The organism is Streptomyces sp. NPDC090741 (assembly GCF_044769045.1).
Taxonomy (GTDB): Bacteria; Actinomycetota; Actinomycetes; order Streptomycetales; family Streptomycetaceae; genus Streptomyces.
Genome location: NZ_JBIVXF010000002.1, coordinates 685,895 through 698,284, shown reverse-complemented (window position 1 = coordinate 698,284; position 12,390 = coordinate 685,895). Strand labels below are relative to the sequence as shown.

The window sequence follows — 12,390 nt, the reverse complement described above, 5'->3', positions numbered from 1 at the left end:
CGCGCGGCCCGGCGGAGCCGGCGGCCGGCTGCGCCGTCGCCCAGGGGTGCGGCGCGTTCACCGGGCCCGCGCCGGGGCCTGCGGGCGGGTGCCGATCTGGAGCAGGGGCAGGGGCGGCTCGGCCGCTTCGAGCTCCACCGCGGTCACCTCGGGCGCGAAGCAGGCCAGGGCGTCCTCGACGCCCTGCGCCGCGGCGTCGCCGCCGGAACCGCACCCGCAGCCGCCGCCCGGCGCGGACCGCAGGCGCAGCACGCCGGTGGCCGCGTCGAAGCCGATCAGCTCCACGGGGTCCCCTACGGTCTCCAGGGCGCGGGCGATCCGGGTGTGGACGTCCTCGGGGTGCAGGTCGTGCAGGGCGAGCAGGCTCGCGACGAGCTCGTCGTCCAGCAGCCCGCCGAGGCGTTCCACACCGAGGCGTTCCACGATGCGGGCGAGCCCGGCCCCGTAGAAGTCCATGAGCACGCGCACCAGTTCCTCGGCCGCGGCGCAGGCCTCCCGGTCGCCCGAGGCGGCCAGCCGGTCGAGGACCTCGTCCACCCGCCGGCCCGCCTCGCGGGCGTCGGTCGCCGTCGCGCTCATCCGCCGAGTCCGCTCAGTCCGGTGGGCACGTGCATCTGCTTGACCGTCTTGCCGCTGCCGACGTACATGTGGACGCCGCAGGGCAGGCAGGGGTCGAAGCTGCGCACGGCGCGCATGATGTCGATGCCCTTGAAGTTCTCCGGGGAGTTCTCCTCGAAGATCGGGGTGTTCTGGACGGCGTCCTCGTACGGTCCGGGGGTGCCGAAGGTGTCGCGGGTGCTGGCGTTCCACGGGGTCGGCGGGTACGGGTGGTAGTTGGCGATCTTGCCGTCGCGGATCACCATGTGGTGCGAGAGCACGCCGCGCACCGCCTCCGTGAAGCCGACGCCGATGGACTCGTCCGGAACCTCGAACTTCTCCCAGGTCTGGGTGCGTCCGGCGCGGACCTCGGCCAGGCCCTTCTCGGCGCAGTGCAGCGCGATGGCGGCCGCGTACGCCTGGAAGTACGTGCGGGCGCGGTTGCGCTCCAGCGCGTTGCTCCACTTCGGGATCTTCCACTCGAAGCGGGTCTCGGGCTTGGTCATGGTGCGGGGCAGGGTGATGACCACGCTGTGGCCGGTGGCCTGGACGTAGTCGGTGTGGACGAGCCCGGACAGGGCGGTGGACCACAGGCGGGCGAGGGGGCCGCCGCCGGTGTCGAGGGCGAGGTGGTCCTTGCCGTCGAACCAGCGCGGGGACATCACCCAGCTGTACTTGTCGTCGAAGTTCCGCTTCTGCGGGGCCGGGATGGTGTGCTGGTTCCACGGGTGGCGGGCGTCGACCGGGTTGCCGAGCGGGTCGTGGGTGACGAACTTCTCCTGGCCCTGCCAGTCGTCGTAGTACGAGCTGCCGAGCAGGATGCGGATGCCGAGGTTGATCTCGGTGAGGTCGTTGGTGACCAGCTTCCCGTCCACCACCACGCCCGGGGTGACGAACATCTTCCGTCCCCAGTCGGTCATGTTGGCGTACGTGAAGTCGCAGTACTCGGGGTCGTTGAGCGCGCCCCAGCAGCCCAGCAGGACGCGCCGGCGGCCGACCTCCTCGTACCCGGGCAGGGCCTCGTAGAAGAAGTCGAAGAGGTCGTCGTGGAGCGGGACCACGCGCTTCATGAACTCGCAGTACCGCATGAGGCGGCTCATGTAGTCCGTGAAGAGCTGGACGGAGGCGATGGTGCCGACGCCGCCCGGGTAGAGGGTGGAGGGGTGCACGTGGCGCCCCTCCATCAGGCAGAACATCTCGCGGGTGTACCGGCTGACCTGGAGGGCCTCGCGGTAGAACTCGCCCTCGATGGGGTTGAGCGAGCGCATGATGTCGGCGATGGTGCGGTAGCCGTGGTCGCCGGCGTGCGGGGCCTCGGTGCGCTCGGCGAGTTCGAGGACGCCGGGGTTGGTCTCGCGGACCATCTTCTCGCAGTAGTCGACCCCGACCAGGTTCTCCTGGAAGATGTTGTGGTCGAACATGTACTCCGCCGACTCGCCCAGGTTGATGATCCACTCGGCGAGGTGGGGCGGCTTCACCCCGTACGCCATGTTCTGGGCGTAGACGGAGCACGTGGCGTGGTTGTCGCCGCAGATCCCGCAGATGCGGCTGGTGATGAAGTGCGCGTCGCGGGGGTCCTTGCCGCGCATGAAGACGCTGTAGCCGCGGAAGACGGACGAGGTGCTGTAGCACTCCGCGACCTTCTTCTGCTTGAAGTCGATCTTCGTGTGGATGCCGAGACTGCCCACGATCCGGGTGATCGGATCCCAGGCCATCTCCACCAGGCCGCTGCCGTCACCGGCCGCTTTCGTCTTCGGTGTCATCTTGTCTGCCGTGACCCTTCTTGGAGACGGGAGCTGGAGGATTGGAGAGGCGCAGCGGTGGGGCGCGGGCCGGGTGGACGCGGGGCCGCGGGCGGTCCGGTCACCAGGGCTTGCGGTAGCCGGTGGTCAGCTGCCGTCCGGGATGGCGCCACTTGGGCTCCTGGTCCACGGTGTGCTCGGTGATCGCCCTGAGCTTGCGGATCAGCGTGCCGTAGACCCCGCTGGCGGTGGCGGAGACCTTCGCGCCCGGAGGCTCGTCCATGAACGGCATGAACTTGTCGGGGAAGCCCGGCATGGTGCAGGCGATGCAGATGCCGCCCACGTTGGGGCAGCCGCCGATGCCGTTCATCCAGCCGCGCTTGGGCACGTTGCACTTGACGACCGGGCCCCAGCAGCCGAGTTTGACCAGGCACTTGGGCGAGTCGTAGGTCTGGGCGAACTCGCCCTGCTCGTAGTAGCCGGCCCGGTCGCAGCCCTCGTGCACGGTGTTGCCGAACAGCCAGGTGGGGCGCAGCTTGTCGTCCAGCGGGATCATCGGCGCGGAGCCGGCCGCCTGGTAGAGCAGGTAGGTCAGGGTCTCGGAGAAGTTGTCGGGCTGGATCGGGCAGCCGGGGACGCACACGATCGGGATGCCGGCCTTCGAGGTCCAGTCCCAGCCGAGGTAGTCGGGTACGCCCATGGCCCCGGTGGGGTTGCCCTCCATCGCGTGGATGCCGCCGTACGTGGCGCAGGTGCCGATCGCGACCACGGCGAGGGCCTTGGGCGCGAGGCGGTCGATCCACTCGCTGGTGGTGATGGGCTGGCCGGTCTCCGGATCGTCGCCGAAGCCGCACCAGTAGCCCTCGGGCTTGATCTTCTCGTTGGGGATCGAGCCTTCGACGACGAGCACGAAGGGGTCGATCTCCCCGCGCTCCCCCTTGAAGAACCATTCGATGAACGTGTCGGCGCCGCCGACCGGTCCGCACTCGAAGTCGATCAGCGGCCAGTGCACGGCGATCTTGGGCAGTCCGGGGAGGACGCCCATGACGATCTCCTCGATGCTGGGCTGCATCGCTGCCGTCAGGGACACCGAATCGCCGTCGCAGCTCAGTCCGGCGTTGATCCAGAGGATGTGGATCGGGGGGTCCTCTACTGCCGTGCTCGGCGTTGCTGCATCCATGAGGATCGCTCCTTGGGAAGGGATGCGGGGGGGTGGGTGGGGCCGGGGACGCGGAGGGGGCGGGAACGGGGAGGCGGACGGGGCAGGTGCTCCGCGCCGGCCTCACCCTTCTTGCTAGCAGCCGGCCGGGCCCGGCGCCCTGTCTTGTACGGCCGGTCCAGTGACCGGGGGCCGCCGGGAGGGCAGGGCCGCGGTGCGCCGTCCGGGTACGGTCCGCTCCAGGTGGGCCGGGGTGCGGTCGGCGGGCTCCTTGCGCACGAAGGCGCGGCGCAGGGCGTGGTACGGGGCCTGCGGGTCGAAGAAGGCCTCCCGCATCCGCGCCAGCTCCGCCTCCCGGTAGGCGGCGAGCGGCCGGACGCTCTCGTCGGCGTCGCGGCGGGCCTTTTTGCCGGCGATCCGGGACAGGACGGCGGGCGAGTCCGCCACGCGGACGGCGAGCCGGGACGTCTCGTCGGCGAAGGCCTGCGGGGCGCAGTCGATCGTACGGTCGACCAGCCCGAGCCGGCGGGCGGCTTCGGCGCTGATCGGCAGGGCATCGGCGGTGAGGCGCTCGGCGACGCCGGTTCCGGTGCGGCGGGGCAGGGTGTAGGTCCAGTACTCGGATCCGTACAGGCCCATCAGCCGGTAGTGCGGGTTGAGGACCACGCCGGTACGGCACCAGACCTCGTCGGCGGCGAGGGCGAGCATGGCCCCGCCGGCGGCCGCGTTGCCGCCGAGGGCGGCCACGACGAACCGGTCGGTGGTGGTCAGGACGGCCTCCACGAGGTCGTCCATCGCGTTGATGTTGGCCCAGGACTCCTCGGCCGGGTCGGCGGCCGCCTCGATGACGCCGAGGTGGATGCCGTTGGAGAAGAAGTCGCGGCCGCCGCCGAGGACGAGGACCGAGACGGGCCGGGTGCAGGCCTCCCGGTAGGCGGCGAGCAGGCGCCGGCACTGCGCGGTGCTCATGGCGCCGCCGGGGAAGGAGAACGTGAGGAAGCCGGCCCCGCCCTGTTCCCGGTAGGTGATGTCGGACCAGGTGCGCGGGCCGTCCGGGTCCGCGTCGGCGGCGTACGGCGGCGCGGGGATCTCGGGGAGCGGTGGCAGCCGGTCGCCGAGGGCGAGGGTGGCGGGGAGTTTGACGGGGGCCGGCTCAGCCGGCTCGCCGGGCATGCGCCGCGCCCGGAGTTCGGGGATCCACACGGCTCCGTCGGCGGTCGCCCGGCAGATCGCGCCCGCGCGGGTGGCGATCAGCTCGCCGGGGCGGCCGCGCAGCCGGTCCTCGGGGTACCCGCCGTGCAGGAACCACTGGCCGCCGAGCAGCTCGTCGAGTACGCCCGGCTGGGAGTCGGCGGCGCGCAGCGCGCGGACGACGCTCTGCGTGGAGTCGTTCGCCCAGTCGATCCGGCGCAGCTCCTGGCGCAGGTACGGCCGGGCGCGGCCGGATCGCTGCCGCTCGGGGACGTGGGTGCCGGAGGCGAAGCGGTCGACGGCCGTCAGCACGGCGGACAGTGCGGCGTCGGCGATCTCGCCGCGGTACGCGTCGCTCTTGCCGACGGGCGGCAGCGGGCATTCCGCGGTGGCCCAGACGTCGCCCGCGTCCATCTCCTCGCAGGCCTGGAGCACGGTGACGCCCCAGCGGGTCGCGTCCTCGGTGACGGCCCAGTCGAGCGAGGAGGGCCCGCGGTCGCCCACGGGCCCCGGGTGGACGATCAGGCAGGTGTGGGCGGACCAGACCTCCCGGGGGATGGGCGTCTTCAGCATCGGCGCGAGCACGAGGTCCGGCCGGTGGCGGTCGACGGCTTCGGCGAGGGAGACGCCGGGCAGGGCGAGCTCGACCGCCACGCTGTGCCCGCGGTCCCTCAGTTCTGCGTGTACGCGCTGAGTGAGACTGTTGAACGCGCTGGCGGCGAGCAGGATGTGCACGTGATCTCCCAAGCGTCCGGCCCCCGGCGACCTGCGGCCGCGGCAGGTACGGCCGCTGGCGATCGTCGACCACGGGCGCCCGCGGGCCGGTGAGGCCTACGGGGGTGTCACCCGGAAGTGGCCACCCGGAACCGCCACCTGGTGGAGGGGCGGGGCCGGGGACGCGCGGAGATGCCCGGAAAGGGGCTGGACGGGGGGCCCGTACGCGCCATGCACTGCGCAGGTGGGCCCCGCGGGCCGCATGACCGCCCGCGTGCCCCGATCCGACCCGCACCGCATCGAGCCGACAGGAGCCGGACCGTGGCCAGCATCGACCCCTTCGCCCCGTCCCCGCTGCACGACCTCATGTACGGGCACGTCCACGCCGCAGCCTTACGGGCCGTGGCCGTCCACCGGATAGCCGACCACCTCGCCGACGGGCCGCGCACCGCCGAGGAGCTCGCCGCCCGTACCGGCACGCACGGGCCCGCGCTGCGGCGGATCCTGCGGTTCCTGGCGACGCGGGGGCTGTTCGGCGAGGACGGCCGGGGCGCCTTCCGGCTGGAGGAGGCCGGGCAGTCGCTCGTCGGCGGCGCGCCGGGATCGCAGCTGGCGAGCGTCCTGCTGCTGACCGACCCGATGTACGCGCGGTCCGCCGGCCGGCTCGCGGACACCCTGCGTACGGGCGAGTCCGCCTTCGGCCTCGCCCACGGCATGCCGTTCTTCGAGCACCTCCTCAAGTCCCCGGAGGACCGGGCAGCGTTCGACGCCGGCATGGCGGCGCATTCGGGCCCGGTCGAGGAACTGGTGGCGCAGAGCTACGCCTTCCCGGCGGGCGCCCGCCTCGTCGACGTGGCCGGCGGCCGCGGCGGGCTGCTGGCCGCCGTACTGACCCGGGAGCCCACCCTGTCCGGCACCCTCTTCGACCAACCCGCCACCGTCGCCGAGCACGTACTGGACCGGCCCGAGCTGGCGGGCCGCTGGCGGACGGCGGGCGGGGACTTCTTCACCGCCGTGCCGGCCGGGGGCGATTTCTACCTGCTCAAGCACATCCTGCACGACTGGAGCGACGAGGACGCGCTGCGCATCCTCGGCTCCATCCGGCGCGCGGCCGGCACCGGTGGCCGCCTGCTCGTGGTGGACGCCGTTCTGCCCGGGGGCAGCGCCCCGCATCCCGGCGTGGAGCTCGACATCGTGATGCTGATGGTCGTCACGGGCCGCGAGCGGACCGCAGCCGAGTTCGAGTCGCTGCTCGCACGGGCGGGCTTCCGGCTGGACCGCATCCTGCCCACCCCGTCCGTGCCCTCGGTGCTGGAGGCCGTCGCCGTCTGATCGCGCCCGCCGCCCGTCCCCTCCCGATCTTCAGCGGATATTGTTCATCCGCGCCGGCGAGCAGCCACGGCGCCAGGAAGCAGACGAGATGGAGCCCCGATGGACGTGCAGCACTTCGAGCGGATCACCGCATTCATCGAGGCGCGGCTGACCCCGCTGTTCGACGAGGCCACCGGCAGCGAGCGCGGTTTCGCGATGGACGACACCTCCCGGGCGCTGCGCGCGCTGCGCAACGCCGTGCTGGAGGCCTCCGCGGTCAAGGGGCTCATCGAGAAGCGGGCGGCGGCCGAACCGGCGCTGCGCCGGGTCATCGACCAGTCGGTGGAGCACCACTGGGACGTGCTGCGCGGTATCGCCCGCCAGTGGGAGGACCACGGCGACTTCCTGCGCGAGTACAAGCGGCACGCGTGGGAGCTCGACGAGGCCCTGGCCGCTGCGGCCGCCACGGAGGCCTGAGCCCCGCGGCACCTGTCGCTCCGGTACGGGTCCGCCGTTCCGGAGCGACAATGGGGGTGTGAACCACTGCCGAGCCGGCAGGAGACGAAGATGAACGGCTCGGTCCCTATCGGACGTGTCGTCGGAGTGCCGCTGCGCATGCACTGGAGCGTGCCGCTGCTGGTGGTGCTGTTCGCGTACGGGCTCGGCCGCCAGACCCTCCCCGTGTGGACTCCGGGGCGCTCGAACGCCGTGTACACCCTCGCCAGCGTCGTGGGGGCCCTGCTGCTGATGGGCAGCCTGCTCCTGCACGAGACGGCGCACGCCGCGACGGCCCGCCGCAAGAAGATCTCCGTCGAGGACGTCACCCTGTGGGCGCTGGGCGGGATGACGAGGATGGGACGGCCGCAGACCGCCCCGGCGGCCTTCGCGGTCGCGGTGAGCGGACCCCTCACCAGCCTGGTCATCGGCGGCGCCGCGGTCGGCGCGGGGATCGGGCTGCACACCCTGCCCGGCTGGGCGGTGCCCGCCGCCGTCCTGGTCTGGCTCGGCTGGACGAACCTCTTCCTCGCCGTCTTCAACCTGCTGCCGGCCTCGCCGCTCGACGGCGGACGGGTGCTTCAGGCTCTGCTGTGGTGGCGTACGGGCGACCGGGACCGGGCGGACCGGGCGGCCTCGCGCATGGGGCAGGTCATGGGCGTGCTGCTGATGGCCGTGGGCTGGATCTCCTTCCTGCGCGGGGTGTCGAGCGGGCTGTGGCTCGTCTTCATCGGCCTCTTCATCACGTTCGTCGCGGGCGCGGAGCGCCAGCACGCCGTGTTGCGCACGGGGCTGCGGGGCGTGCACGTGGCCGATGCGATGTCCAGCCCGGTGGCGACCGGCGCCGACTGGCTGAGCGTGCGGCGGTTCATCGACGAGGTGGCCGTGGAATCCCGGCATTCCGCCCTGCCGCTGCTCGATTTCGACGGCCGCCCCAGCGGGGTGGTGCACGTACGCGGGCTGGCCCGGCTGCCGGAGGCGCAGCGGGAGGCGCTGCGCGTGCGTGACGTGGGGACACCGCTGGAGCGGTGCGCGGTGGCGGCCCCGGGCGATCTGCTGGGCGAGGCCCTGGACGCGCTGCGGCCGGGGACCGGGCTGCCGCTCCTGGTGGTGGACTCGGACCGGCTGGTCGGGATCGTCACCGCGAAGGACGTCACCCGGCTCATGGAGCGGCAGGCGCTCGGTGGGGGCGGGGCCGGGGGCCGGGAGCCCGAGTGAGGCACGGGCGGGTGCGCGGCGGGACAATGGGGGTGCGATGACGTACATAGCCGTGAGCGCCCTCAGCCATGCCGGGCTGGTACGCGACCACAACGAGGACAGCCTCGTCGTCGGGCCGTGGACGCTGTGCGCCGGTGTGACCCGCAATCCGCAGACGTTCGTGTTCCCGCTCGGTTCGCCGCTCGTCGTCGCGGTCGCCGACGGGATCGGCGGACAGCCGGCGGGCGAGGTGGCCAGTGCGCTGGTCGTACGCCAACTGGCGATGCTCGGGACCTCCTTGGACAGCGAGGGAGCAGTCCGCGAGGCGCTCGCCCTGTGCAACCACGCGGTGTACGCGGCCGGTGACAGCGATCCGGAGCTGGCCACCATGGGCACCACCGTGGCGGGTGCGGTCGTACTGGAGGACTCGCTGATCTCGTTCAACGTCGGCGACAGCCGGGTGCTCGACGCCACGGCGCAGGAGGTCCGGCAGGTGAGCGTGGACGACAATCCGCCGCTGGAACCGGGGCAGCGCACCACGTCCCTGCTGACCCAGGCGCTCGGCGGCGCCCGCCGGCACAGCGGGATCACCCCTCACGTGTCGACGGAGCCGCTGCCGGCCGGAGCCCGCTACCTGGTGTGCTCGGACGGGCTGACCGACCCGGTGCCGCCCGAGGAGCTCGAAGAGCTGCTGCGGGTGCACGACGACGGCAAGGCGGCGTTCGAGCTGTGGAAGGCCGCCATCGAGGCCGGCGGCCCCGACAACATCACGCTCGCCCTGGTCAGGATCGGCGACTAGCATCCATTTCGGCTCGGGCGGTGACCGACCGTGACCGTGACCGTACGCTAGGGCCGGCGGCGGGGCTTGCCGCCCTTGCTGCTCTTGCCGCCCTTGGCGCCGCCCTTGGCTGCGCCGGAGCCGCCGCGCGGGTTCTTGCCGCCCGACTTCCCGGCCGCGGACCCCCGCCCCGCGCCCGCCGCGTCGGGGCGCTTGCGCTGCTTCGGCTGCGGCGGGGTCGGGGCGCCGCGGCCGCGCGTGCTGTTGACGGTCCGGCCGCGCACGATCCCGATGAACTCCTCGACCAGGTCGGTGGGTTCACCGTCGTGTTCGAGGAACGACAGGCCCACCCGGGACTGCGGGGCGTCCGTCACCGTCCGGTACGTGAGGTCCTTGCGGTGGTGCAGGCGGGCGAGGGACTGCGGGACGAGGAGGACGCCGATCCCGGCCGCCACCAGCTCGATCGCGTCCGCCGTCGTGGCGGGGCGTTCCAGCGCGGGCCGCCCGGGCAGGCTCTCCCAGTCCAGGGTGTCGTCCAGCGGGTGCAGCACGATCTCGTCGGCGAGGTCCCCGGTGGAGACCTCTTCCACGGCCGCCACGAGGTGGTCCTTCGGGACCACGACGACCGTGGTCTCGGTGTAGAGGGGGATCGCGGCCAGGCCCGTCCGGTCGATCGGCAGCCGCACGAAGGCGGCGTCGGCGTCGCTGCCCCGCAGTACGTCCGGGGCCTCGGCGGCGGACACCTGGAGGAGGGTCAGCGAGACGTCGGGCAGGCGCTCCTTCCAGATCCGCACCCACTTGCCGGGCGTCACTCCGGGGACGTACGCGAGCCGGAACGAGGGAGATGCCGTGGGAGATGCCGTGGGAGATGCTTCCGAGCCTGTCACCCGCCCAGATTACCGGCCGTGGTCAGAAGTAGCGCACGCGCTCGATACCCTTGACCCCATGACGTCGCACAAGACCACCCAGACCATGAAGCCCGCCACCGCGGCGAAGAAGCTGGGTGTGTACCTCGAAGCCACCCCCGCTGAGTTCCAGGAGGGTGTCGTGACCCGCAGCGAGCTGAACGCGCTGCAGGCCGAGCCGCCCCAGTGGCTGCAGGAACTGCGACGCAACGGCCCTCACCCCCGCCCGGTGGTCGCGTCCAAGCTCGGCGTCTCGATCGCCGGCCTCGCGCGCGGCGGGGTCACCGAGGCCCTCACCACGGAGCAGATCGACGCGCTGAAGCAGGAGAACCCGGAGTGGCTCCAGAAGGAGCGCGGCACCCAGGCCGATGTCCGCAAGGAAGCGGTCCGCATCAAGGAGAAGCACGCCGAGCAGGCCGAGCGCCAGCAGCAGTCCGGCTCCTGACCGACGTGCGCCCGTGGGGCGCCGGGGCGGCGCCTCGGTGGCCGGAAGTGCCCTGAAGCGCCCCTCCCGTCCGCATTTCGACAAAGATCACCGGAATGCGGACGGCGCGCCCTGGGCAGAGCTGCGGCGTGATCTCCCGACTCCTCGCCCCGTTCCGGAGCCCCCGCACCCTCGTCTTCTCCGCCGACTTCGGCTCGACCTCCCGCTGGGTCGCCGGCCGGACCTCGGCCTTTCCCGACAACGGCCCGGTCAATCCGGGCGACAACAAACTCGATCATCTGGTCGACGACCCCTCCTACAGCCGCGGCGGTACCTTCCGCGCCACCCGGCGGCCGGACGGCAACTGGGACTCCGGACTGCTGACCACCGAAGGCAGTGACGAGGGTTTCCTGCTGCGCGCCGAGGACGTGCTGGAAGCCCGGGTCCGGCTCCCGGAGGCGGTCGGCGCCTGGCCCGCGATCTGGACCTGGCGGGACGGCGGCCAGGAGGTCGACGTCTTCGAGTACCACCCCGACAACCCGGACCTGCTGGAACTCTCCAACCACGTCCGGGGCGGGGGCTCGCACTACTTCCACGACCCCGCCATCCGCCCCGGCGCCTGGGTCGACCTCAAGGTCAAGTTCGGTACGAACACGGTCGTCTGGTGGGTCAACGGCACCCGCGCGTACTCCGACCACAGCGGGGTGGGCCGGCGCTGGCGGGCGTACCTCATCGTCAACCTCTCCGTGTGCGCGGGCCGCTACCACCCGGCCCCCGACCCTGACGTCCGGGAGATGTCGTACGAGGTCTCGGACCTCCGCGTGTACCGCAGTTAGGGGGTGTCCGGCGGATCAGGGTCACTTCTCGGTGACCTGGGCGCCGACGATCACACCACCGGACACGGTGTAGGTCCCCTCGTACGCCCTCAGCGTGCCGTCCGTCTGGAACGCACGGATCACGACCCGGACCCGGCCGGGGTCCACCGTGCTCGCCGAGCCGAGCGAGATGCTCGCCGTCGTGTCGTACCCCGCCACCCACTTCGCGTAGGAGGTGTGGGCGATGTACTTGCCGCCGAGTTCCCAGGCCGCGGCGAAGTCCCGGTTCGCGATGTCCTGGTAGTACTCCTCCACGACCTCGCCCGGGTCGTCCGCACGCGCCGGACTCGGCTCGACCGGAGGCTGGACGAGCCGGGTGGCCGATGCGGAGGGGAAGGCGGGAGGAATGGGATCGCTCGATCGCGGGGTGGGAGGCGGGACGACCGCCGACGGCAGGGAGGAGCCGCTGTCCGCTCCCGGCGGCGGGCCGCTCGGGGCCGCGGCGGCCGCCCGCTCCCCGGGCGTGGGAGCCACGGCGAGCAGAACGGCCGCGCTCCCCCCGCCCACCACCACGAGGGCCGCCACCAGCCACAGCAGCCACCGGGGAAGCACCGTGAATCCCACGCGGACGTAACCGAGCCCGGCGGGCCGGGTGGGTGGCGTGGTCATTTCCTGCGGGCTCCCTCACTCATAGACCGCGGATCGCCTCTTCGATCGGCTCCGCGAGGGAGACCAGCGCGGTGAATCCCGCCACCGCACTCAGGAGCATCCTGGCGAGCATCCTCAGCTTTCCCATACGCCGGTTCTCGGAGGCGAGTTCCTCACGCGCGTCCTCCGCGATCTCGATCAGATCGGCGCGGTCGGGGTGATCGGAACGGCCGAGTTCGTCGATCAGCCGGGAGAACAGGTCCCGGATCTCCTGGGGCGATCGCTGTCGCCCGTCTCCGATCTGCGTCGACCCGCTGCTGTGCACCTCGGCGTGCGCGTTCCTGCCGCTCGCCACGGCGGAGGAGACGACTTGCGAACCCCCCGTGGCGATGATCCCTTCGTTACTCCGCATTT

At 72.3% G+C, this 12,390-nt stretch carries 13 protein-coding genes; 6 read left to right on the top strand and 7 right to left on the bottom strand.

The genetic code is table 11. The annotated features are described in order from the left end of the window. Positions 1–57 precede the first annotated feature (57 nt). From ACIQU4_RS08220 to ACIQU4_RS08205, 4 genes are all read right to left on the bottom strand, one after another. Positions 58–579 (bottom strand): hypothetical protein, encoded by a 522-nt coding sequence (locus tag ACIQU4_RS08220; RefSeq protein WP_403727267.1) that lies wholly within the window; start codon positions 577–579, stop codon positions 58–60. After that, positions 576–2,360, bottom strand: a complete 1,785-nt coding sequence (locus ACIQU4_RS08215; RefSeq protein WP_403727265.1) for a nickel-dependent hydrogenase large subunit — start codon at positions 2,358–2,360, stop codon at positions 576–578. The genes ACIQU4_RS08220 and ACIQU4_RS08215 overlap by 4 nt, the downstream gene beginning before the upstream one ends. A 100-nt stretch (positions 2,361–2,460) precedes the next feature. Continuing rightward, the gene (locus tag ACIQU4_RS08210; protein WP_030155565.1) at positions 2,461–3,519 is read right to left on the bottom strand and encodes a hydrogenase expression protein HypE; all 1,059 of its coding nucleotides are present in this window, start codon (positions 3,517–3,519) and stop codon (positions 2,461–2,463) included. Between the two features lie 114 nt (positions 3,520–3,633). Beyond that, positions 3,634–5,424, bottom strand: coding sequence for a hydrogenase maturation protein (locus tag ACIQU4_RS08205; protein WP_403727264.1), 1,791 nt, complete (start codon positions 5,422–5,424; stop codon positions 3,634–3,636). A 300-nt stretch (positions 5,425–5,724) separates the two neighbouring features. Between ACIQU4_RS08205 and ACIQU4_RS08200 the strand changes: the two genes are divergently transcribed. The 4 genes from ACIQU4_RS08200 to ACIQU4_RS08185 all read left to right on the top strand — a co-directional run bounded on the left by ACIQU4_RS08200 (position 5,725) and on the right by ACIQU4_RS08185 (position 9,205). After that, positions 5,725–6,735 carry a methyltransferase gene (locus tag ACIQU4_RS08200; RefSeq protein WP_403727262.1) on the top strand — a complete coding sequence of 337 codons (1,011 nt, stop codon included), beginning with the start codon at positions 5,725–5,727 and terminating at the stop codon, positions 6,733–6,735. A 99-nt stretch (positions 6,736–6,834) separates the two neighbouring features. Further along, positions 6,835–7,191: a hypothetical protein gene (locus ACIQU4_RS08195; protein ID WP_403727261.1), complete on the top strand. Its 357-nt coding sequence runs from the start codon at positions 6,835–6,837 to the stop codon at positions 7,189–7,191. A 90-nt stretch (positions 7,192–7,281) separates the two neighbouring features. Next, the gene (locus ACIQU4_RS08190; RefSeq protein ID WP_403727259.1) at positions 7,282–8,427 is read left to right on the top strand and encodes a site-2 protease family protein; all 1,146 of its coding nucleotides are present in this window, start codon (positions 7,282–7,284) and stop codon (positions 8,425–8,427) included. Positions 8,428–8,464: 37 nt separating this feature from the next. Beyond that, on the top strand, positions 8,465–9,205 hold the full coding sequence (locus tag ACIQU4_RS08185) for a PP2C family protein-serine/threonine phosphatase (protein ID WP_403727257.1): 741 nt from the start codon (positions 8,465–8,467) through the stop codon (positions 9,203–9,205). Between the two features lie 47 nt (positions 9,206–9,252). Here ACIQU4_RS08185 and ACIQU4_RS08180 read toward each other — a convergent pair whose 3' ends face one another. Then, positions 9,253–10,071: a LysR family transcriptional regulator substrate-binding protein gene (locus ACIQU4_RS08180; protein WP_403727255.1), complete on the bottom strand. Its 819-nt coding sequence runs from the start codon at positions 10,069–10,071 to the stop codon at positions 9,253–9,255. Between the two features lie 58 nt (positions 10,072–10,129). Between ACIQU4_RS08180 and ACIQU4_RS08175 the strand changes: the two genes are divergently transcribed. Further along, positions 10,130–10,534 (top strand): DUF5997 family protein, encoded by a 405-nt coding sequence (locus tag ACIQU4_RS08175; protein WP_403727253.1) that lies wholly within the window; start codon positions 10,130–10,132, stop codon positions 10,532–10,534. A gap of 95 nt (positions 10,535–10,629) precedes the next feature. After that, on the top strand, positions 10,630–11,349 hold the full coding sequence (locus ACIQU4_RS08170) for a beta-glucanase (protein ID WP_403727251.1): 720 nt from the start codon (positions 10,630–10,632) through the stop codon (positions 11,347–11,349). Between the two features lie 21 nt (positions 11,350–11,370). Here the strand turns inward: ACIQU4_RS08170 and ACIQU4_RS08165 are convergent, their stop codons facing one another. Both ACIQU4_RS08165 and ACIQU4_RS08160 read right to left on the bottom strand, forming a co-directional pair. Next, positions 11,371–11,997, bottom strand: coding sequence for a hypothetical protein (locus ACIQU4_RS08165; protein ID WP_403727249.1), 627 nt, complete (start codon positions 11,995–11,997; stop codon positions 11,371–11,373). Positions 11,998–12,016: 19 nt separating this feature from the next. Beyond that, the gene (locus ACIQU4_RS08160; protein WP_403727247.1) at positions 12,017–12,388 is read right to left on the bottom strand and encodes a hypothetical protein; all 372 of its coding nucleotides are present in this window, start codon (positions 12,386–12,388) and stop codon (positions 12,017–12,019) included. Positions 12,389–12,390: the final 2 nt, after the last annotated feature.

Coding starts and splice junctions, on each gene's coding strand:
- ACIQU4_RS08210 (WP_030155565.1), bottom strand. CDS start 3,519: ATGGATGCAGCAACGCCGAGCACGGCAGTAGAGGACCCCCCGATCCAC.
- ACIQU4_RS08185 (WP_403727257.1), top strand. CDS start 8,465: ATGACGTACATAGCCGTGAGCGCCCTCAGCCATGCCGGGCTGGTACGC.
- ACIQU4_RS08220 (WP_403727267.1), bottom strand. CDS start 579: ATGAGCGCGACGGCGACCGACGCCCGCGAGGCGGGCCGGCGGGTGGAC.
- ACIQU4_RS08160 (WP_403727247.1), bottom strand. CDS start 12,388: ATGCGGAGTAACGAAGGGATCATCGCCACGGGGGGTTCGCAAGTCGTC.
- ACIQU4_RS08175 (WP_403727253.1), top strand. CDS start 10,130: ATGACGTCGCACAAGACCACCCAGACCATGAAGCCCGCCACCGCGGCG.
- ACIQU4_RS08215 (WP_403727265.1), bottom strand. CDS start 2,360: ATGACACCGAAGACGAAAGCGGCCGGTGACGGCAGCGGCCTGGTGGAG.
- ACIQU4_RS08190 (WP_403727259.1), top strand. CDS start 7,282: ATGAACGGCTCGGTCCCTATCGGACGTGTCGTCGGAGTGCCGCTGCGC.
- ACIQU4_RS08165 (WP_403727249.1), bottom strand. CDS start 11,997: ATGACCACGCCACCCACCCGGCCCGCCGGGCTCGGTTACGTCCGCGTG.
- ACIQU4_RS08195 (WP_403727261.1), top strand. CDS start 6,835: ATGGACGTGCAGCACTTCGAGCGGATCACCGCATTCATCGAGGCGCGG.
- ACIQU4_RS08170 (WP_403727251.1), top strand. CDS start 10,630: ATGCGGACGGCGCGCCCTGGGCAGAGCTGCGGCGTGATCTCCCGACTC.